The 19,813-nt window shown below is 69.4% G+C and carries 14 protein-coding genes; 2 read left to right on the forward strand and 12 right to left on the reverse strand.

Going from position 1 to position 19,813, the window contains the following annotated elements:
* Nucleotides 1–23 precede the first annotated feature (23 nt).
* From H536_RS0109020 to H536_RS0109050, 7 genes are all read right to left on the reverse strand, one after another.
* Nucleotides 24–1,160: a M20/M25/M40 family metallo-hydrolase gene (locus H536_RS0109020; RefSeq protein WP_024350162.1), complete on the reverse strand. Its 1,137-nt coding sequence runs from the start codon at nt 1,158–1,160 to the stop codon at nt 24–26.
* A 37-nt stretch (nt 1,161–1,197) separates the two neighbouring features.
* Nucleotides 1,198–2,361, reverse strand: coding sequence for a M20 aminoacylase family protein (locus H536_RS0109025; RefSeq protein WP_024350163.1), 1,164 nt, complete (start codon nt 2,359–2,361; stop codon nt 1,198–1,200).
* Nucleotides 2,362–2,407: 46 nt separating this feature from the next.
* Nucleotides 2,408–3,949, reverse strand: coding sequence for a M81 family metallopeptidase (locus tag H536_RS0109030; RefSeq protein ID WP_024350164.1), 1,542 nt, complete (start codon nt 3,947–3,949; stop codon nt 2,408–2,410).
* Nucleotides 3,946–5,637: an ABC transporter ATP-binding protein gene (locus H536_RS0109035; protein WP_024350165.1), complete on the reverse strand. Its 1,692-nt coding sequence runs from the start codon at nt 5,635–5,637 to the stop codon at nt 3,946–3,948. Before H536_RS0109035 ends, H536_RS0109030 begins: the two co-directional genes overlap by 4 nt.
* Nucleotides 5,637–6,530, reverse strand: a complete 894-nt coding sequence (locus H536_RS0109040; protein WP_024350166.1) for an ABC transporter permease — start codon at nt 6,528–6,530, stop codon at nt 5,637–5,639. Before H536_RS0109040 ends, H536_RS0109035 begins: the two co-directional genes overlap by 1 nt.
* Entirely contained in the window at nt 6,530–7,471 is a 942-nt protein-coding gene (locus H536_RS0109045) for an ABC transporter permease (protein WP_009210491.1), read from the reverse strand. Before H536_RS0109045 ends, H536_RS0109040 begins: the two co-directional genes overlap by 1 nt.
* 83 nt (nt 7,472–7,554) lie before the next feature.
* A complete protein-coding gene (locus H536_RS0109050; protein WP_024350167.1) occupies nt 7,555–9,168 on the reverse strand; it encodes an ABC transporter substrate-binding protein in 1,614 nt (537 codons plus the stop codon).
* A 136-nt stretch (nt 9,169–9,304) separates the two neighbouring features.
* Here H536_RS0109050 and H536_RS0109055 point away from each other — a divergent pair, with 136 nt between their 5' ends.
* On the forward strand, nt 9,305–10,084 hold the full coding sequence (locus tag H536_RS0109055) for an IclR family transcriptional regulator (protein WP_024350168.1): 780 nt from the start codon (nt 9,305–9,307) through the stop codon (nt 10,082–10,084).
* An 89-nt stretch (nt 10,085–10,173) separates the two neighbouring features.
* Nucleotides 10,174–11,748, forward strand: a complete 1,575-nt coding sequence (locus H536_RS0109060) for a gamma-glutamyltransferase (RefSeq protein WP_024350169.1) — start codon at nt 10,174–10,176, stop codon at nt 11,746–11,748.
* Between the two features lie 44 nt (nt 11,749–11,792).
* On the opposite strand, the gene cls is transcribed toward H536_RS0109060, so the two are convergent.
* The 5 genes from cls to H536_RS0109085 all read right to left on the reverse strand — a co-directional run bounded on the left by cls (nt 11,793) and on the right by H536_RS0109085 (nt 19,577).
* Entirely contained in the window at nt 11,793–13,190 is a 1,398-nt protein-coding gene (gene cls, locus H536_RS0109065) for a cardiolipin synthase (protein ID WP_024350170.1), read from the reverse strand.
* Nucleotides 13,191–13,385: 195 nt separating this feature from the next.
* Complete coding sequence (locus tag H536_RS0109070) at nt 13,386–14,672, reverse strand: DUF6005 family protein (protein WP_024350171.1); 1,287 nt, start codon at nt 14,670–14,672, stop codon at nt 13,386–13,388.
* A gap of 8 nt (nt 14,673–14,680) precedes the next feature.
* The gene (locus H536_RS0109075; RefSeq protein WP_024350172.1) at nt 14,681–15,931 is read right to left on the reverse strand and encodes an AMP-binding protein; all 1,251 of its coding nucleotides are present in this window, start codon (nt 15,929–15,931) and stop codon (nt 14,681–14,683) included.
* Nucleotides 15,928–17,658 (reverse strand): IucA/IucC family protein, encoded by a 1,731-nt coding sequence (locus H536_RS0109080; RefSeq protein ID WP_024350173.1) that lies wholly within the window; start codon nt 17,656–17,658, stop codon nt 15,928–15,930. Before H536_RS0109080 ends, H536_RS0109075 begins: the two co-directional genes overlap by 4 nt.
* On the reverse strand, nt 17,655–19,577 hold the full coding sequence (locus H536_RS0109085) for an IucA/IucC family protein (protein ID WP_081651880.1): 1,923 nt from the start codon (nt 19,575–19,577) through the stop codon (nt 17,655–17,657). The genes H536_RS0109080 and H536_RS0109085 overlap by 4 nt, the downstream gene beginning before the upstream one ends.
* Nucleotides 19,578–19,813 lie beyond the last annotated feature (236 nt).

Genomic DNA, 19,813 nt, shown 5'->3' on the forward strand with positions numbered 1-19,813 from the left:
CAGGCCTCCCGCGGGGCGTCGCATCAGGCGCCGAGTTCGGCCAGAAGGCCGCCCAGAAGCCGGCCGCGCGACACCAGGCTCGACACCTCGATATGCTCGTTCAGCGTATGGACGTCGGCGCCGACGACGCCGAGGCCGTCCAGCGTCGGCAGGCCCATGGCGCCGGTGAAATTGCCGTCCGAGCCGCCGCCCTCGCTGGCATGGGCAAGGTCGAAGCCCAGCTCGTTGCCGATCCGCCGGACGCGTTCGTAGAGCTCCATCGTGCCTTCGCTGGCTTCCCAGACCGGGCGCACGACGCTCTTCTCGACGAAGAAGCCGGTGCCGTCCGGCTCGCGCCTGTCGAAGGCGAGGATGTTCTCGGTACCCCGGTCGAGGTCTTCCTGGCGCTTGGCCATGGAGAGGCACTCGGCCCGCGCGATGGTCGGCACGCAATTGACCCACTGGCCGCCATGCATGACCGAGACCGAGAAGGTGCAGTCCTCGTCGGTCATGTCCTCGATGGCGATGAGCTGCCGGGCCATCATCTTCACCGCCGACTGGCCGGCCTTCAGCGCCGCGCCGGCGTGGCTCGGGCGTCCCATGGCGGTCAGGTGGTAGCGGGCGATGGCGTAACGGCCGGTGACCACCGTGTTGCGGGCCCAGGCCGGCTCCGGCACCAGGATGTAGCGGTGTTTGGCGGCCTCGGCCTCGATCAGCGCGCGGGTGCCCGGGGTGCCGATCTCCTCGTCGGAGGTCAGCAGGACATGCACCGGCAGCGGCGTCTCGACGCCCATGTCGGCCAGCGCCTTGACGGCGCTGATGGCGATGTAGTTGCCGCCCTTCATGTCGCAGATGCCGGGGCCCCAGCAGATGTCGCCCTCGCGCCGGAACGGCAGCTTCTCCAGCGTGCCGAGCGGGTGCACCGTGTCGAGATGGCCGATAATCAGGATGCCGGGCTCGCCGGCCTTGGGGTGCGGAAACGCGCCGCGCACGCAATTGCCGAGCCCCTCGGGGCCGGGAATGGTCTCCACCTCGAAGCCCATGGCCTGCATGTCCTCGGCGGCCAGAGCCATCATCCGGTCGACCGCCGGCTTGTCATAGGTCGGGCTCTCGCATTCGACCCAGCGCCTCAGGCCGCTCAGCATCTGTTCCGCATCCAGCGGGATCTTGGTCACGTCCATCGTCACTCTCGCTTTCCTGAGGTCTCGAACCGGCCGGTCAGGCCGCCAGCCGCTTCTCGACGATGCGGGCCAGAAGGCTGGAGCCGATCGGCAGGATGCCGTCGTCGAGGATGAAGCCGGGATTGTGCAGCGGCATGGTGCCGCCATGGCCGACCCAGCAATAGGAGCCGGGGACCGCGTGCAGCATGTCGGCGAAATCCTCGCTGCCCATGGTCGGGCGCGGATCGGTGAAGACCTTGTCTTGGCCGACGATCTCGACGGCGACTTCGCGCAGCGCCTCGGTCTCGGCCTCGTGGTTTTCCAGCACCGAGAAGACGTCGCGGATGTCGACCACGATCTCGCAGTCGTAGCTCGCCGCGAAACCGGCGGCGATCTCGCGGATACGGGTGGCGACAAGCTCGCCGACATCGTCGTGGAAGTAGCGGATCGTGCCGCCGAGAGCGGCCTCTTCGGGGATGACGTTGTAGGCCGAGCCCGCGGCGAATTTGGTGATCGACAGCACCGCCGGCTTCAGCGGATTGACGTTGCGGCTGACGATCGACTGCAGGCTCTGGCCAAGCGTCATGGCGATGACGATCGGGTCCTTGGAATTGTGCGGCATCGCCGCATGGCTGCCGCGCGCCTTGATCTGGATGTCGAAGAACTTGGCGCCGGCCATCGCCTTGCCCGGGAAGACGGCGACCTCGCCGAGCTCCAGATCGGGCATGTTGTGCAGCCCGTAGATCTCGTCGCAGGGGAAGCGCTCGAACAGGCGGTCGGCGATCATCGCGCGGGCGCCGCCCAGCCCCTCCTCGGCGGGCTGGAAGACGAACATCGCGGTGCCCTTGAAACCGCGATTTGCAGCGAGATAGCGCGCCGCGCCGAGCAGCATGGTGGTGTGGCCGTCATGGCCGCAGCCATGGAAGCGGCCCGGATTGGTCGAGCGGTAGGGAAGGTTGGTGATCTCCTCCATCGGCAGGGCGTCCATGTCGGCGCGCAGGCCGATGGTCCGGCCCTCGCCGCCGGTGCCCCTGAGGATGCCGACGACGCCGGTGCCGCCGATGCCCTCGTGGATCTCGTCGACGCCGTAGCTCTTCAGCGCCGCGGCGACGATGGCGGCGGTGCGCTTTTCCTCGAAGCCGATCTCCGGATGGGCGTGCAAATCGTGGCGGATCGCCGTCAGGTCTTCGGCAAAACTTTTGATCTCGGGAATGATGGTCATGGTCGGGTTTCCTCGTTTCGCGGCCGCAGCTAGGCGGTCGCAGGCATTACGACGGATGGGATTCGGCGGGATCGAACACCGGGCCGATGGGCGACAGCTCGATGCCGGGCCGCAGCCGGCGGAAGGGCAGGTCGGCCGGCGACAAAGGCATGGGCCCCGGCGCCGTGCAGGTCAGGATGGTCTCGGCGATCGGCGCGAAATCGGCGCGGAAATGCACCGAGCTCTTGTTGACGAGGATCGCCTCCTCCTCCGGTTCGATGCCGACGAAGCGGTACATCTCGCGGTCGGCCATCTGCGCCTTGGCCGAGGCGACGACGACGCGCACGCCGCCGATCCTCAGGCAGGCGGAGGGGCCGAGCCGCATGCGCGCGCCGCCGTAGAAGGCACCGGACGCGATCAGGTCGCCGTCGGACAGGGCGGTGACCTCGAAGGTCCCGGTGAAGGGCGTGTCGCCGGCAACGCCGTCGGCGCCGCCGAGGGTGATCTCGGCCGTCACGCCGACACCGGCCGCATGGGCGGCGGCCGCCGCCTTGGGATCGAAGATCACGCCGATCGCGGCGCGCTGCGCGTCGGCTTCGACCAGCGCCTTCAGCATGCCGGTGGTGTTGGAATCGCCGCCGGCACCGGGATTGTCCTGGGTGTCGGCAATGACGACCGGGCGCGTGGCGCTTGCCGCGATCCGCATCGCCTCGCGCACCCCGTCCAGGGGGGCGAAGGCCTTGCCGGCATAGGCGGAACGCGCGGCGGCGACCCTGGCGGCCAGGGCGTCCGCAGCGGCATCGGCCGCCGCCTGATCGGCGCCATAGGCGAGGACGGACGGGCCGCAATCGGCAAAGTCGGCGGCCGGAAAGCCGCAGAGATAGGAAACGCTGGCAATGCCGCCCGTCTCCATCTCCGGCAGGCCGCAATAAAGCGTGGCGTTCGGCTCCATGCTGGTCGATTGCCAGGCGATGGGGATCAGGAAGGGGATCTGACGGAACGCCTTGGCGTGGCGCTGGCCGGCGAGCAGCGGGACCAACTGTTCGGCGGTACGGCGTCCGGTCTCGGCCATGTCGACATGGGGATAGGTGCGGTAGGCGACGAGGAGATCGGCCTCGGCGACCATCTGCGGCGTGACGTTGCCGTGCAGGTCGAGACTGGCGACCAGCGGCACATCGGGGCCGATGACCCGGCGCACCCGCGCCAGAAGCTCGCCTTCGCCATCGTCGAGATGGGTGCAGACCATGGCGCCGTGGAGATCGAGATAGACCGCGTCGAGCGGCAGTGCGGCCTCGACCGCCGCGACGATGCGGGCGGCGATGGCCTCATAGGCGTCTTCGGTGACATGGGCGGAGGGCACCGCTGCGCACCACAGCGTTGGCACGAGGTGCCAGCCGCGTCGCTCGGCTTCGGTGACGAAGCCGCAGATGCCCATGTTGACGTCGCGCGTCGCCGCGATCATCCCCGGGCCCTCCGCCAGCGCCGGCCAGCCACCACCATGCTCGAAGGCGGCGTAGTCCGCTCTGGTCGGCGCGAACGTATTGGTCTCGTGCATGAACCCGCCGACCGCGATGCGCGGGGCGGGCGTCCCTGTGCTGTCGTCTGTCATGCCGGCACGGTCGTGTCCCTGAAGCCCGCGGCGCCGGGTAGCGGGCGGAAGTTCGGAAAGTCCCAGTAGCGACCGGGGGCCGCGTCGATCAGCTCGCGCGTATAGGCCTCGCGCGGATTGCCCAGCACCTCGGCGGTCGGGCCGTATTCCACAACCCGGCCGCGCTGCATCACCACCACCTCGTCGCAGATCTGCGCGGCGACGCGCAGGTCGTGGGTGATGAACAGGAGGGCGACGCCGAGCCGCGCCTGGATGTCGTCGAGAAGGTCGAGGACCTGGGCCTGCACCGACACGTCGAGGGCCGACACCGCCTCGTCGGCGACGAGAACGTCCGGCTCCATGGCGAGCGCCCGGGCGATGGCGATTCGCTGGCGCTGGCCGCCGGAAAACTGGTGCGGATGCCGATCGATGGCGTCCTTGGGCAGGCCGACGAGTTCCAGAAGCGTCTTCGCCTGCTCGCGCGCCTCGCGGGGCGGGGTGCCGTAGTTGATCGGCCCCTCGGTGATGCTGTCGCCCACCGTCAGCCGCGGATTGAGCGAGCGGTTGGGGTCCTGGAAGATCATCTGGATGCGCTTGCGCCACGGCCGCAGCGCCCGGCGCGACAGGCCCGAAATGTCGGAGCCGCGCAGGCGGATGCTGCCGGCGGTGGGCTCGATCAGCCGCATGACGCAGCGCGCCACGGTCGACTTGCCCGAGCCGCTCTCGCCGACGATGCCGAGGGTGCGGCCACGCCCGAGGATCAGGTTGACGTCCCTGGCCGCGACGGTGCCCTCGCGTTTGCGGAACAGCGAGCCCTGGCTGTAGGTCATGCCGAGTTCGCTGGTCTCGAGCACGATCTCGCGGGAGGCCGCGGGGCGGGCGTCGCGCGGCCGCAGCGCCGGCACGGCGGTCAGGAGGTTGCGGGTATAGGGCTTGGTCGGGGCGGTGAGGATCGCCTGGATTGGCCCGGATTCCACGATCTCGCCGGCCCGCATGACGTAGACCCGGTCGGCGATGTCGGCGACGACGCCCATGTCGTGGGTGATGAACAGCACCGAGGTGCCGAGGCGCTCCTGGATCTCGCGGATCAGCTTCAGGATCTGCTTCTGGGTGGTCACGTCGAGGGCGGTCGTCGGCTCGTCGGCGATCAGCAGCCTGGGTTCGAGGACGAGCGCCATGGCGATCATCACCCGCTGGCGCTGGCCGCCCGAGAGCTGGTGCGGGTAGGAGCGGCACATGCGCTCCACATCCGGCAGATGGACGAGCGAGAGAATGTCGCGAATGCGCGTCCGGCGATCGGCGGTGCCCATGCTGGCATGGGCGCTCAGCACCTCCTCCAGCTGGCTCTCGACGGTCATCACCGGGTTGAGCGCCGTCATCGGCTCCTGGAAGATCATCGACATGCGGGTGGCGCGCAGCTGGCGCAGCCGCGTCGGGCTGGCGGTCAGCACATCCTCGCCCTCGACGAGGATACGGCCCGAGCGGGCGGTGAGCGCCCCCTTCGGCAACAGCCCCATCGTGGCCAGCGACGTCACCGACTTGCCGGAGCCGCTTTCGCCGACGAGGCAGACGGTCTCGCCGGCGCCGACGCGCAGCGAGATGCCGTCGAGGATCGGGGCCGGCGCACGGCCGCGTGTGGTGACGACGAGATCCTCGACGACGAGCACGTCGCCGCTGCTCGCGGCGGCGGGGTGGGCGTGGTCGCTCATCAGGCCTCCCTCTTCTTGCCGAGGCGCGGGTCCATGACGTCGCGGGCGGTGTCGCCGAGAATGTTGATCGACAGGATGGCCAGCGACAGGAACAGGCCCGGCCAGAAGATCAGCGACGGCTTGAGCTGGAAGTAGAGCCGGCCCTCCGACATGATGTTGCCCCAGGACGGCGTCTCGGTGCCGATGCCGGCTCCCAGGAACGACAGGATCGCCTCGGTCAGGATCGCCGAGGCGCAGACATAGGTGCCCTGGACGATCAGCGGCGCGATGGTGTTGGGCGTCAGGTGCCGCCACATGATCTTCGGCAGGCTGGAGCCGACCGCGATGGCGGCCTCGACATAGGGCTCCTCGCGCGCCGACAGGACGACCGAGCGCACCAGCCGCACGACCCGCGGGATTTCCGGAATGGTGATGGCGATGAGCACTGTCCAGAGGCTGGAGCCGGCCAGCGACACGATGGCGATGGCGAGGAGCACACTGGGGATCGCCATCAGGCCGTCCATGATCCGCATCAGGATGGCGTCGAGCCAGCGGAAGAAGCCCGAGATCAGGCCAAGCGGCAGGCCGATCAGCACCGCCACGAGGGCCGCGCCGATGCCGACGATCAGCGAGACGCGGGCGCCGTAGAGCGTGCGCGAGAAGACGTCGCGGCCATAGGCGTCGGTGCCGAAGGGATGGGTGGCGCTGGCGCCTGCCAGCCGTTCCATCGGGTTCATGGCGATCGGGTCGAAGGGCGCTATGACCGGCGCCAAAAGCGCGCCGATGACGATGACCGCCAGGCAGATCGCGGCGAGGGTCGGCGCAAAGCGCAGATCCGCCAGTTCGATCCGCGGCAGGAAGCGGCGCTTGATGACCGGCTCGGCAATCGGGGGCAGGGTGTCTCTCCTCGCCATCAGTATCGGATCCTCGGGTCCATGAACGCGTAGGAGATGTCGATCAGGAGGTTGATCACCACGTAGATGCCGCTGGTCAGGAGGATCAGCGCCTGGATCACCGGGTAGTCGCGGGCAAGGATGGCATCGACGGTCAGTCGCCCCAGGCCGGGAATGTTGAAGACGCTTTCGGTGACGACGACGCCGGAGATCATCAGCGCGAAACCGGTGCCGACGACGGTGAGGATCGGCACGGCGGCGTTGCGCAGGGCGTGGCGGAACAGGACGATCCGCTCCGACAGGCCCTTGGCCCGGGCGGTGCGCACATAATCCTCGTCGAGAACGTCCAGCATCGCGGCGCGGGTCATGCGGGCGATCAGCGCGATGTAGATCGTCGCCAGGGTGAAGGCCGGCAGGATGATGCGCGCAAGGAACGGCCCGACGCCGTCGAAGATGCTCTTGAAGCCCTGGACCGGGAGAAGTTTCAGGTCGATGGCGAAGATCTGGATGAAGATGTAGCCGGTGACGAAGACCGGAATCGAGAAGCCGAGCACCGAGATCGCCATGATGACGTTGTCGGTGAGCGTGCCGTGGCGCCAGGCGGCGAGGACGCCCATCGGGATCGACAGGAGAAGCGTGATCGCCATGGTCACGAGGGCGAGGCTGAGTGTCGGCTCCAGCCGCTGGCCGATCAGGGTCAGGACCGGCGTGCGCGAGATCAGCGAGCGGCCGAAATCGCCGCTCAGCAACTGGCCGCTCCAGGTGATGAACTGGGTCACCAGCGGCTCGTTGAGGCCGAGGCTCTGGCGGATCTGGGCGAGCTGTTCGGGGGTCGCCATGTCGCCGGCGATGATGGCGGCCGGGTCGCCCGGCGTCAGCCGCAACAAGAGGAAGACGAACAGCGCCACGACGATCAGCACCGGCACGGAGGCCAGGACGCGGCGGAAGATGTAGGCGAGCATGGGTCGAGCCTCGCGGCGCAGGACGCTGCAGAAGGGAACGGGTGACGCCGCGCCGTCAGCGACGCGGCGTCACGGGCATGGCGTCAGTCGGTCTTCTGGACGTTCCAGAACACCGGAACCGGCATCTTCATGACATCGGTCAGCTTGTTGGAGATCGTCGTCGGGATCCGGTACTCGCCGACCGGGATGTAGTTGACGACGTCATAGGCGTGAGCCTGGATGTCCTCGGCGATCTTCTTGCGCTCGGCCTCGTCGCCGGCCTTGGCGAAGGCGACGCGCAGCTCCTCCAGCTTCGGATCGTCCGGCCAGCCGAACCAGGCCGCTTCCTTGCCGCCGCCGTTCAGCATCGGATTGTTGAGCGGGCTCCACACCTCCGGGATGATCCAGTTGGTGAAGAACATGTTCCAGCCGCCGTCCGCGGGCGCGGCCTGGCTGGCGCGGCGGGTCACGAGGGTCTGCCAGTCCATCGGCTGCATGTCGACGGTGAAGCCGGCCTGGCGCAGGAGCTGGGCGGCGACCACCGGCTGCGGGCCGACGGAGCCGACATCGGTCGGCTGCATCAGGACGACCGGCGTGCCGTCATAGCCGGCCTCGTCGAGCATCTTCTTGGCGACCTCGGGCTGCGGGCCCTTCATGATCAGCTCGTCGCCGGCCTCGGTCGCGAAGGGCGTGTTGCAGCCATACATCGAGCCGCAGGTGTCCTGGTATTCCGGATTGCCGACGAGCGCGGCAAGGATCGGCTCCTGGCCGAGCGCCGCCATGGCAGCACGCCGGATCTCGACATTGTCGAAGGGCGGGTAGAGCCAGTTGAGCCGGCCCATGGTCTGGTAGCCGTAATCGGCGAGGGTCATCACCGTCAGCTCGGGATTGCCCTGCAGCAGCGGCAGGAGATCGGTCGGCGTCTGCTCGATATAGTCGATCTCGCCGCCATTGATGGCGTTCACCGCGGTCTGGGCGTCCGGCATGACCACCCAGGTCACGCGGTCGACATTCACCACCTTGCCGCCGGCGGTCCAGCTCGGCGCCTCGTCGCGCGGCACATAGTCGGGGTTCTTGTCGTAGACGGCGCGCACGCCGGGTTCGAACTCGGCCTCGACGAAGGTGAACGGGCCGGAGCCGGTATAGTCGGTGATCGCCTCGCCTGAGGGCGTCTGGGCGACGCGCTCCGGCATGATGAAGGACGGCAGGCCCGACGGCTTGGCGATCAGTTCGAGGACGTAGGAGAACGGCTCGGACAGGGTCAGGACGGCGGTCTTGTCGTCCTTGGCCTCGAGGCTCTCGACATATTTGAACATCATCTGGGCGCCGCCGTCGCGCTCGCCCCAGCGCTTCAGCGAGGCGACGACGTCGGCCGCCGTCACCGGTTCCCCGTCATGCCATTTCAGGCCGTCGCGCAGGGTGAAGGTGTAGGTGAGCTTGTCGTCGGAGATCTCCCAGCTGGCCATCTGCGGCTGCGGCTTCAGGCTCTCGTCCATGCCCAGAAGCGTGTCGTAGATCATGTAGCCGTGGTTGCGCGTGATGTGCGCCGTGGTGATCACGGGGTCGAGGACGCGGATGCCCGAATGCATCACGGCGCGAATTTCCTGGGCGGCGGCGGGGCCGCCGGCAAGGCCCGTCATGGCGACGACTGAGGCGAGCAGGGCGGATCGGATCGCCCGGGTTGGTCGGAAGGTGGAAGCGGCAGAGAAGAAGGACATCAATGCGTCTCCGAAGGGTAGGGCTCGGGGGCCGGGACATCTCCGCCCGTTATCGCATGCCGATAACCGTTTGCGGATTGTGGTATCGTAGGAACACGGCTACGATTCAGTCAACACTCCGAATTGATCAAATAGTGTGCAGCGCAGCATGCCGGCAGACCGGGAAGTTCAAAGGGACGGCCACTTCGTTGCCTCGCTCGGCAAGGCGATGACCCTTCTGGAGGCCTTCGCGCCCGAGCGTTCGCGCATGGGCCTGACCGAATTGGCCGAGGCGACCGGGCTTGACCGCAGCAGCGTTCAGCGTCTGGTCACCACCTTCACCCGTCTGGGCTATCTCGACAAGGACCCGACCACCCGTCGCTACAGTCCCTCGATCCGGATGACCGAGCTCGCCAACGCCTATTTCTGGTCGCAGGAGCTGGTCCATACGGCGATGCCCAAGCTGATCGACCTGCACCAGTCGCTGGGCGAAACCATCAATTTCTCGCGCATCGACGGGCCCGACATCGTCTACATTGTTCGCTTGCCCAGCGCCCGCACGAGCTTCGGCGCCTCCATCGTTGGACGCCGGGTTCCTGCCCTGAACACCTCAAGCGGCCGGGTGATGCTGTCGCGCCTCGGCGCCGAGACCCGCCGCCGCTGCGTCGAGGAATGGCCGATGCGGCGGTTCACGCCTGCGACGGTGATGGACCGCGGTGCCGTCGGCGCCCTCGTCGAGGCGGCGGCCGAAACCGGCTACTCCATCGCCGAGAACGAGGTGCAGATGAACGAGCTCGGCGTCGCCGTGGCCGTCGGCCGCGACCCGCAGACCGGCGGGGCGATCCATTGCTCGGTCAGCGGCACCGCCTGGACCCGCGATCGGCTGGAGGCCGAGATCATCCCACCCTTGCTCGATGCCGCCAACGGCGTCGGCTGACCGGCGCCCGCATGTCGAACGGCCGCGGCCGCAACACCGCGCCCGTCCCGTCCTGCCCATGCACCACTCACCCGTATCCGGGGACGTCCATGACCAATTTCTCCCGCTCCCAGATCGTCAGCAAGCCGGCCCGGATGTCGCAGACCGGCATCGTCGCGGCCCAGCATCGCCGGGTCGCGGAACTCGGCGCACAGGTTCTGGCGGCCGGCGGCGACGCCCTCGACGCGGCGACCGCCGTCTCCTTCGGCATGGGGGTGCTGGAGCCTTGGATGAGCGGCCCGGCCGGCGGCGGCGCGATGATGGTGTGGCGCGCCGGCGAGGCGAAACCCTACGCGGTTTATTACGGCATGCGCGCGCCCGCCGGGCTCGACCCGGCGGCGTTTCCGCTGGCCGGGGTAGGCCGGGCGAGTGACCTCTTTCCCTGGAAGCGGGTGGTCGGCGATCGCAATATCGAGGGCGCGACGGCGGTGGCGGTGCCGGGTGTCGTCGACGGCATCGGCATCGCCCATGCCCGCTGGGGGCGCATGCCCTGGCACGATCTCGTCCAGCCGGCGGCGGCGATGGCCCGCGAGGGGCTGAAGATCGACTGGTACGCCGGCCTGATGATCGCCTCGGCGGCGCGTTCGCTGGCGCGCGATCCGGACGCGGCGGCGCTGTTCCTGGAGGACGGGGTCTGGCCGCCGGTCGGCGGCTGGACGGCGCTGACCGATATCCGCCTGGCCATGGGCCGGATGGCCGACACGCTGGATGCGATCGCCCGCAACGGGCCGCGCGAGATGCACGAGGGCGACGTCGCCCGCGAACTCGCCCGCGACGTCGCCGACAAGGGCGGATCGCTGACCTATGCGGATCTGGCGGCCTATCGTGCCGAGATCCAGACGCCGCTGCCCTTCGCGGCGCCAGGTGGCCGGCTGCACGTGACGCAGGAACTGACGGCGGGGCCGACGCTGGCCGATGCCTTTGCGCGCTACGCGGCGGCGGGATCCTTCGCCGGGCCCGGCGACGAACTGGCGGCGACGGCGGATGCGCTGTCCGGGGCCTATTCGGATCGCCTGGCGCGGATGGGCGACCACGACAGCCCCGCCGCGCCCGGCTCGACGACGCATTTTTCCATCGTCGACCGGCACGGCAACATGGTCGCGATGACCCAGACGCTGCTGTCGGTCTTCGGGTCGCGGGTGGTCTCGCCTTCGACCGGACTGCTTCTGAACAACGGCATCATGTGGTTCGATCCCGAACAGGGCGGGCCGAACGCGCTCGCCGGCGGCAAGCGCTGCCTGATGAATGTCTGCCCGATTCTCGGCGAAAGCGGAGACACGCGGTTTGCCCTCGGTGCCTCGGGCGGACGCAAGATCCTGCCGGCCGTGTTCCAGCTTGCCCGCCACATGCTGACCGGAGGCGACCTCGACGCCGCCTTCCACGCGCCGCGCATCGACGTGTCGGGCGGCGATATGGTGATCGCCGACGAGGCGATCCCGGACGCCGATCTCGCGTCCCTGCGGCGAGCCCACCGGGTCGAGACCGTGCCGCGGACGGTCTTTCCCTATGCCTTCGCCTGTCCCTCCGGCGTGGCGCGGCAGGGGGCGACCAACTGGGGCGCCACCGAGATCGTCTCGCCCTGGGGCGACGCGGTCGCCGAAGAGGATGTCGCGGCCACCGCGTAGCGCCGGGCGCCGCACGGGCCGGAGCGCCGCATCGGGGGGTGTCGTTACAGGAGCGGGCTGACCAGCCGGGCGAGGTTTTCCAGAAGCCGCGTGCCGCGCGGGCGCGCCCGCCAGTCCTCCAGCGTCAGCGGGTCGCTGTGCGCGATGTAGTGGCGCTGGGCGGCGTCGAGGCGATTGCTGGCCTCCTCGCCATGCAGGATCAGGCTGATCTCGGCATTCAACATGAAGGACCGCACGTCGGTGTTGCTGGAGCCGATGACGCCGACCCGCCCGTCGATCGAGACGTTCTTGGCGTGCAGCAGATGGTCGCGATAGCGGTAGAGGCGAACGCCGGCTGCCAGAAGCTCGTCATAATAGGATCGCTGGGCAAGGCTGACGAGCCGCTGGTCGACGACCTGCGAGACGATCAGGTTGATCTCCACGCCGCGGGTGACGCCGTTCTTCAGGGCGGTGAGCAGCGCTTCGTCGGGAATGAGGTAGGGCGACACGATCGCGACCCGGCGTTCGGCACCGTGGACGAGCTCGATCAGCAGTCTTTCATAGCCCGGAACGCCGAAATCCGGTCCGCTCGGCATCGCCTGGAGAACGGCATCGCCGGCGGCGGACGCGACAGGCAGGGGCGCGAGCCGCGTCTCGGTCTCCAGATACCAGTCGCCGGCGAAGACCGCCTCCAGCGCGGCGGTGGCGGGGCCTTCTACCCGGCCGACCAGTTCGTCGTTGCGGATGCCCGGCTTGAAGTCGCGGTCGACGATGTTCTGCGAGCCGACAAAGGCGATCTCGCCGTCGATCAGGCAGAGCTTGCGGTGATTGCGAAGATCGCTGCGGGTTCGGCGCAGCGCTGCGAAGCGCACCGGCAGCGCCAGCCGGGCATCGACGCCGCGGGCGTTCAGCATCGGCAGGCTGCGTGCAGCCCAGGGCCGTGACCCGAGCGCATCGATCAGCACCCGGACGGCCACGCCGCGGGCGACGGCCCGGCCCAGCGCATCGGCGATCTTCGTGCCGGTCCGGTCGTCGGCGAAGATATAGGTGAGGAGGTGGACCTGCGTGCGGGCGCCGTCGATGGCCGCCACCATGGCGTCGATCGTCGCGTCGTAATCGGTGAAGAGGTCGACCCGGTTGCCCTCGCAGGCCGGAAAGCCGCCGAGCGCCTCGGCAAGCCGCGACAGCCGGTCCGGGGCGTGGGCGGGGACAGGCAGGTCGCGCGCCACCTGGGCGCGTTCCGGCGCCGTCGCGGCAAAGCGCGCGGTGCGCCAGGCCGGAAAACTGGCCCGGCCGATCAGGCGGTAGAGGATCAGGGCCGGGATCGGCAGGAACAGGACCAGGAGCAGCCAGCTGCGCGCCGATTCCGGCGGCCGGCGCAGCGGAATGACCACGATCATCACCAGGCGGACCGCCCATTCGCACAGGAGATAGGTGAGCGTGAGGCTCGGAAGGTCGAACATGCCCGCGCCTATGCGGACCGGCGCGCCGGCCCGGGCGGCCGTGCCTGGCAATCTCTCGTCATCGTGCCGGTCTCCCCATGCCGCCCCCGACGCCGGACCGGAGCGGTGAGGCTGGCGGTCTGGCGTCGGAGACAGACGGCCGGAGCCGGCCCGTTCTGTCAATGGCCCTCGCGGCGGGGGCCCCTCGGGAGGAACTCAGGCCGCCTGTTCGAGCTCGCTCGTGCAGCGCAGGATCTCCGCCTTGATCGCTCCTTCCAGCGCTTCGAGGCCTGCGATCAGCCGTTCCAGCTGCGTCGTGTCGACGGGGGCCTGGCCGGCGGCCAGCTTGGCGCATTCGAAATGCGCGCTGCGATAGCCCTGCACCAGACGCTCGATCTCGTCGGCCCAGAAGTCGAAGCTCGCCGTGTCCCGGCCGAGCGTGCGCCAGAAATAGGCGATGACATGCTCATAGGCATATTTGCGGATCACCAGGATCGGCAGTTCGGCGACGGCCTCCGGCAGATCCGCCAGCGGCCGCGTCGCGCGGGCGCCGGCATGGGTGGCGAGCACGCGTCTGAGCCCGGTCGCGAAGGGGTTCACGTCGAGCCGGATCACCGACCGGAAGAAGGCGGCCAGCGCCGCCGGCTCCGGTGGACGGCTATCGCGATGGTCGATCAGGAAGCCGCCCGAGACATGCGGGCTGGCCATGGCGGCGGCCAGCCGGTCGGCCGCGATCGGCCCTTCCCATCGAAAATCGACATCCCGCATGAGCAGCTTGCCCGGCTCGTCATGGGGCGCCAGCAGCGCGTAATGGGGGAAGGGATCGCGGTCGAACGGGTTCTCGCGCTCCGGCAGGCGGTGGAGGTCGACCATCACCATCGTGTCGATGCCATTGACCGGGTACTCCGCGGCGGTGAGCAGCGTGTCGGCATCCGCGACCGGCGTGATCGTGGCGCCGTAGAGCGAGGCGAACCAGTCGCGGAAATCGCCATGGGTCATGCCGGCCGCGTGGTAGCGGATCCGCATCCGGTCATCGAGGGCGAAGGGCGAATCCGGGATGGCCGCGTAGAAGGGGCGGTGGTCGATCCCGTCGCGGCGCTTCAAGCCGTCGCAGAGACAGCTCACATAGCAATGGACCTTGATGTCCATGGGCATTTCGCCATGCACGCCGGCCGCGGCCCGGGCCTCGGCGCGCCCGGCCGCCGGATCGATCGCCGGCCGCGGTCGCGGGGCGAGATCCGTGCCGGCCTGGTCGGGGCCGAACTGGGCGAGCAGATCGCCGATGGTGATCAGCCGCGCGCTGTCCAGCGCGGTCTTCGGCACCTCGAAGCCGTGGCCGGTTTCCAGCCGCACCAGAAGCTCCATCAGGATGACGGAATCGATCCCGAGATCCTCGCGCAGCCGGGCGGCGAGGGCGAAGCGTTCCATGCCGGGATGCCGGATCTCCTCGGCGAGGACCCTGCGGACGGTGTCGAGAAGGGAGGGCGCTGCGGGCTGGTCCATGATGATCTCTAGAGTCGGTCTTCGGTGTAGAGGCTGCGGATCTCGCGGCGGCTGATCTTGCCGGTGCCGCCGCGCGGGATCGCGGCGGCGCGGCGCATCTCGCGCGGGCGCTGGTGGCCGGCGAGTTGCGTGCCGCACCATTGCGCGATGGCGGCCTCGGTGACGTCGTCGGCGCCGGTGTAGACGAGCGCGACGCGCCCGCCGGAAAACGCGTCGTCCAAGCCGAACACCACGGCGTCGTCGATGCCCGGCATGGCCATGACCACGTCCTCGACCTCGCGCGGATAGACGTTGAGGCCCGAGACGATGATCGTGTCGTCGAGGCGCGCGTCGAAGACGAGAACGCCGTCGTCGCGCAGATGGCCGAGATCGCGGGTGCCGACCGTGCCCCAGGGCGTGTCGACGATGATCTCCGCCGGTTCCGCTGCGGTGCCGGCCTGCACCCGGTGATGGGGCAGCGGCCGGCCCATCTCGTTCGCTGCAACCAGATCCTCGCTGACGGCGACGACGCCGGCTTCCGAGCAGCCATATTGCTGGAACAGGGTGCCGGTCTTCGCCCGGATCGCCTCGAACCACGGCGCCGGCAGCAGCGTGCCGGAGGTCATTGCCGCATGCATGGTCTCGCCCGGCTTCAGGAAGCGGGCCGCCACGTTGAGAAAGGCCGGCGCGGCGTAGAGGAGGGGCCGCTCCATCTCGGCCATGCGGGACAGGACGTATTTTGGATTGTCCGGCGATAGCACCAGCGGGGTCACGCCGCGCGCGACACCGGCCAGGAGGCCGCAGATCAGGCCGTAGGAATGGCTGATCGGGCAGGCCACCACCGGCACCTTGTCGTGGGCGCCCTCGAAGAAGCCGACATAGGATTCGATCTCGGCCTCGATGTCCTCGAAGGTCCGGGCGATGATCTTTGGCTCGCCCGTCGTGCCGGAACTGGTCTGGATCAGGCGATGGCCGAATTCGGGCTGGCGGGCGTCGGGCTCCAGCGCCTCGGCCGGCGCACGGCCGAAGGTCAGCGTGTCGCAGCAGGCGCTGAGCGCGATGCGCCGGGCCGCCGTTGCCGGCGTCGCCGGGTGCAGCGGCATGACGCTGCCGCCCTCCTGCCGGATCAACAGGAACGCCGCCATCAGTTCGGCCGGATCGGTCAGGCAGATGGCGTGGGTGCCGTGCAGCGTGCTCCCCAGCCGGCCGTCGCGCTGCATCTGCGCGGCGAGCGCCAGCAGCGCGGCGAAATCGTAGTCGCGGTCATCGAAACGGATCATGCCAGGGCCTTCCAGGGCTTGCGGGCAAGGGAATTGGGAACGACCAGCGGGCCTTCGGCGGCGTGTCCGAGCTTGGCGGAGAGCAGCCGGTCGGTGACCACGGTCGGTGCATGCAGCCCGAGCTGGTCGGCCCGGTGCTCCAGCTTCAGGGCCTTGGCGTGGTTGGTGACGAGGCACAGGATCTGGTCGAAGAAGGCCTTCTGGGTGTGGCCGTAGCGCCGCTCCATCAGGAAGGCGAAGTCGGCGAGCGAGAAGACCAGCACGGCGTCGGTGAACAGCCAGCGCAGCTCCTCCACGTCCTGCATCCAGTAGAAGCGGTTGGGCGTGCGGTCGGCGAACAGCGGGTCGATCGCGGTAAAATCGGGCAGGGGCGGCGCGCCGCGCAGGAAGTCCGGCACCCATTCCAGATTGTCGGAGAAGTCGCGCAGGGCGATCCGCACCGGCCATCCGTCGCGATGGATCAGCACCAGGTTCTGGCCATGCGCTTCCGATGCCAGGCCGTAGGCCAGAAGCAGGTGAAACAGCGGCCGCACGACCACCTCGATCAGCTGCGTGACGAAGCCCGCGCAGCCATAGCGACGAATCCAGGGCGCGACGAACGGGTCGCCATCGGCCTCGACCGCGAAGAGGGCGTTGAGCGGCACCGCCCCTTCGCCCGGCGCCAGCCTGGCGGCCGGGTTGTCGCGCCAGATCGCGCCGGTGTGTTCGGCTTCGGTGCCGTTCCGGTCGAAGACGAGGGCCCGGGTTTCCTTCAATACGATCAGACGATTGCCATCGCTCAGCCAGCGGTCGTTCGCCACCAGCGTGGCAAGCCAGTCGGAGATGGCGGGACCGGCCAGCGCCCAGTGCGGGTCGAGCGTGCGGGCGACGGAGGTGTTCACCACCGCCAGCGGCAGCTTGAGGTGCGGCGCGTCCGGACGGTCCAGATTGATCAGCGTGCGCAGCGACTGGGTGGCGCGGTAGCTTTCGCCGGCCACGCCGAGGTCGTGGACCTCGCCGAGCGCGATCGCCGGGGCGACGATGGCGGAGGTCTTCGCACGCCATTGCCAGGGATGGACCGGCATCAGCTGCCACTGCGGCGCCGCGTCCGCGCCGATGCGGTCCAGCGCCATCGCGGCCACCACCGGCCCGGCCAGCTGGGCCCAGCCGTCCGGCCCGCGCAGATCCGGTCCGCTGCGGTGCAGCCGGTCGTCGCGGACCAGCAGCCAGCGAAGCTGGAACCCGGCCTTGGCTTCCGGCCCGAACCGCATGTCGTCGGCGTCGTTGAAGCCCAGCCGGCCCCGGAAGGCGGGGTGGTAGGGATGGCCTTCGTAGATCGCCGAATCGAGCCGGGCGAAGTCGAGCTCGCGGCGATTGGCGGGGGCCACCCGAATGGCGTGGGCGAGGCCGCTGGCCGTGCGGGCGAACTCGTCCTGAAGGCGCGTCCGGCGCACCGGCTCGGGCACCAGCGCCGCGATGATCGATGCCGCGGCATCGGCGGGCGCCGGCAGGCCGTTCAGCCGCACGGTGCCCGGCACGACTCGCGGCCGGCCGAAGGCGCCGGTATAGAGCTCCGCGTCGATGACGAGACCGGCGGCGCCCAGGCGCATGGTCCTGCGGCCGTCGGGACCCGGGGCGCCCTCGGCTTCGACCGTTAGCAAACCCTCGTAGAGGGCTGCCGACACGAGCTGCGCCAGAACGCGGGGCGCGGCGCCGTCAGGGCCGGGAAGATCGAGAACGAGTGTCATGAGGCCAGCCGTTGCGGCCGGGTGGGGCCCGGCGCGATGAGGGGATTGGGCCAGCGTGTGTAGACGCCGGCGCCGGTGGGGCTTGCGAGCTCGTCGGTATCGGCCAGCCGCAGGCCGAGATTGGCCTTGAGCACCAGGTCAGGCGCCGCAAGGGCGGTGTCGCAGAAGCGGCGGCCGCCGCGCGACGTGCGGCCGGCCAGCGTGGAGAGGGTCCGGCGCAATTGCCCGAGGGCGGCGTCTTCCGGCAGAAGCCCGTCCTCGCCGAGCCGGGCGATGACCGAGAAGACCTGGTTGACCAGGAGGTAGTAGGTGAGGCGCCCGACGATCTCCTCCTCGCGGAAGAACAGCCCGTCGATCCCCATCGCCTCCGGGAAGTCGGCGGAAAGCGCCGGCCGTTCGGCCTCCGACAGGTAGAAGCCCTGATTGTCGCGATAGACCAGGCCGACCGGCCAGCCGTCGGCGAGGCGCAAGAGGCAGTTCTGCTGATGCGCCTCCAGCGCGATGCCGGTGCGGTCGAAGAAGCCGACGACCGGCTCCACGCTGGCCTTCAGATAGGCGTCGAACCAGCGGGCCGCGGTGGCCTGCGGCGTCGCACCATCACGTGCGGCGAGCCGCGCGATCAGGCCCTTCAGCATCGACGGGCGCGGCCGCACCGGCGCCGCCGTCAGCGCCGCGAGCATCACCGGTGGTTCCACGTCGGGCGCGACGGTCTCGCGGTAGATGGTCTCGAAACCGGTGTCGGTCTGGCCGGGAAGCTCCACCGTCACCCAGGCCGGGTCGGGGAGGAACGACAGGCCGCCGGCTACGGCACCGGCGCCCTGCCGCTTCAGCCACCGCGCCATGGCGACGCCCGCCTTCATCTCCTCCCGGCCGTTGCGCCGCACCGAATTGGTGATCTGTACCGGCAGCGAGAACTTGAGCTGGTAGCCGGCCTCGGCCGAGCAGACCGTCCGCATCGAGGAGGTGGCGAAGAAGTCGGGCCCCACGGGCCCCAGCGGCCGCAGGATGCCGTCCCGGCGCGCCGCCGCGACATGGGGGGACAGCTGCAGATATTCCGCCTGCAGCGGGTGCATGAGGAGGACGGCCTCCCGGTCGTCCAGTCCGCACCTGGCCAGGTCGTCGCCGGCCAGCCTGGCGGCGATCTCGGTGGGTTTCGGGCCATAGGCATGGTCCTCGCGGAGATGGTGCCGGTCGACGGCGAAGGCGACGAGCTGGAAGCGGCCGCCGGCTTCGGGCGCGTAGACCTCCCGCTGCCAGGGCGTGATGCCCTCCATACTCTTCGGCGTCGGGTGCAGCCAGTGGCCATAGACCAGCGACTGCTCCGTCGCGAGAAAATCGTGGCCGGGGACGGTGGTCCGGGCGCGTGCCAGATTGGCGTCGATCGCCCGGATGCTCTGGATCACCCGGGAGAGCAGCGCGGCGCTGTTGGCGCTGCCGGCCAGCGCGCCGCCATTGCGCTCGCTCGCCTCGGCGATCATCAGCTGGATGCCGGTCAGCCAGCTGATCGAGCGGAAGCGTCCGTCCCCGAGATCGGCGGCCTGGACGAGGCCGAATTCATGCGCCCCGCAGAGCGAGCGATAGGCGAGGGCGGCACGCAGGCGCCGGCGCTGCCCCGTCAGTCGCCATTCGATGAAGGAGGGCGCCGGGCCGTCGCGCGCGACGAAGCGGCCGGCGTCGATCTCGCGCAGATAGCAATTGGCGAAGGCACGGAACGCGGCGCGTTCCGCCACGGTCCAGCTCGGCTCGAGGGTCGGGGCAAGCCGCGGACCATAGGCCGCCGGGCGCCGCCATACCGATTCGGCGCCGATCGGGCGAGCGGCATCATCCGGTGCACGGGCGACGATCACCGGCACGGGCCCGGATTGCGGACGGCGGTCCGAATCCGTTCCGTCACCGACCATTCTGTCGCGCTGAGCCATCGTCCTCTCCGGGCAAGCGTCCGGACCGCACCCGCGTGCCGCCCGATTGCGTGGCGTTGCCTAACCGGCTTCCCGCCCCGTGACAATAAACATGAACAAAAGAATCATGTTTTGTAGTGGCGGACCGCGAAGGAGGCGGGCTGGGACCTCGGCCGCAACTCAGCCGGGAAGGCAGTGTGGCGATTGCAGGGCGGGAATGCGCCGCAATGGCGGCCCGTGAGAAGCGGACGGCGCCG

The sequence above is a fragment of the Aurantimonas coralicida DSM 14790 genome (assembly GCF_000421645.1).
GTDB lineage: Bacteria > Pseudomonadota > Alphaproteobacteria > Rhizobiales > Rhizobiaceae > Aurantimonas > Aurantimonas coralicida.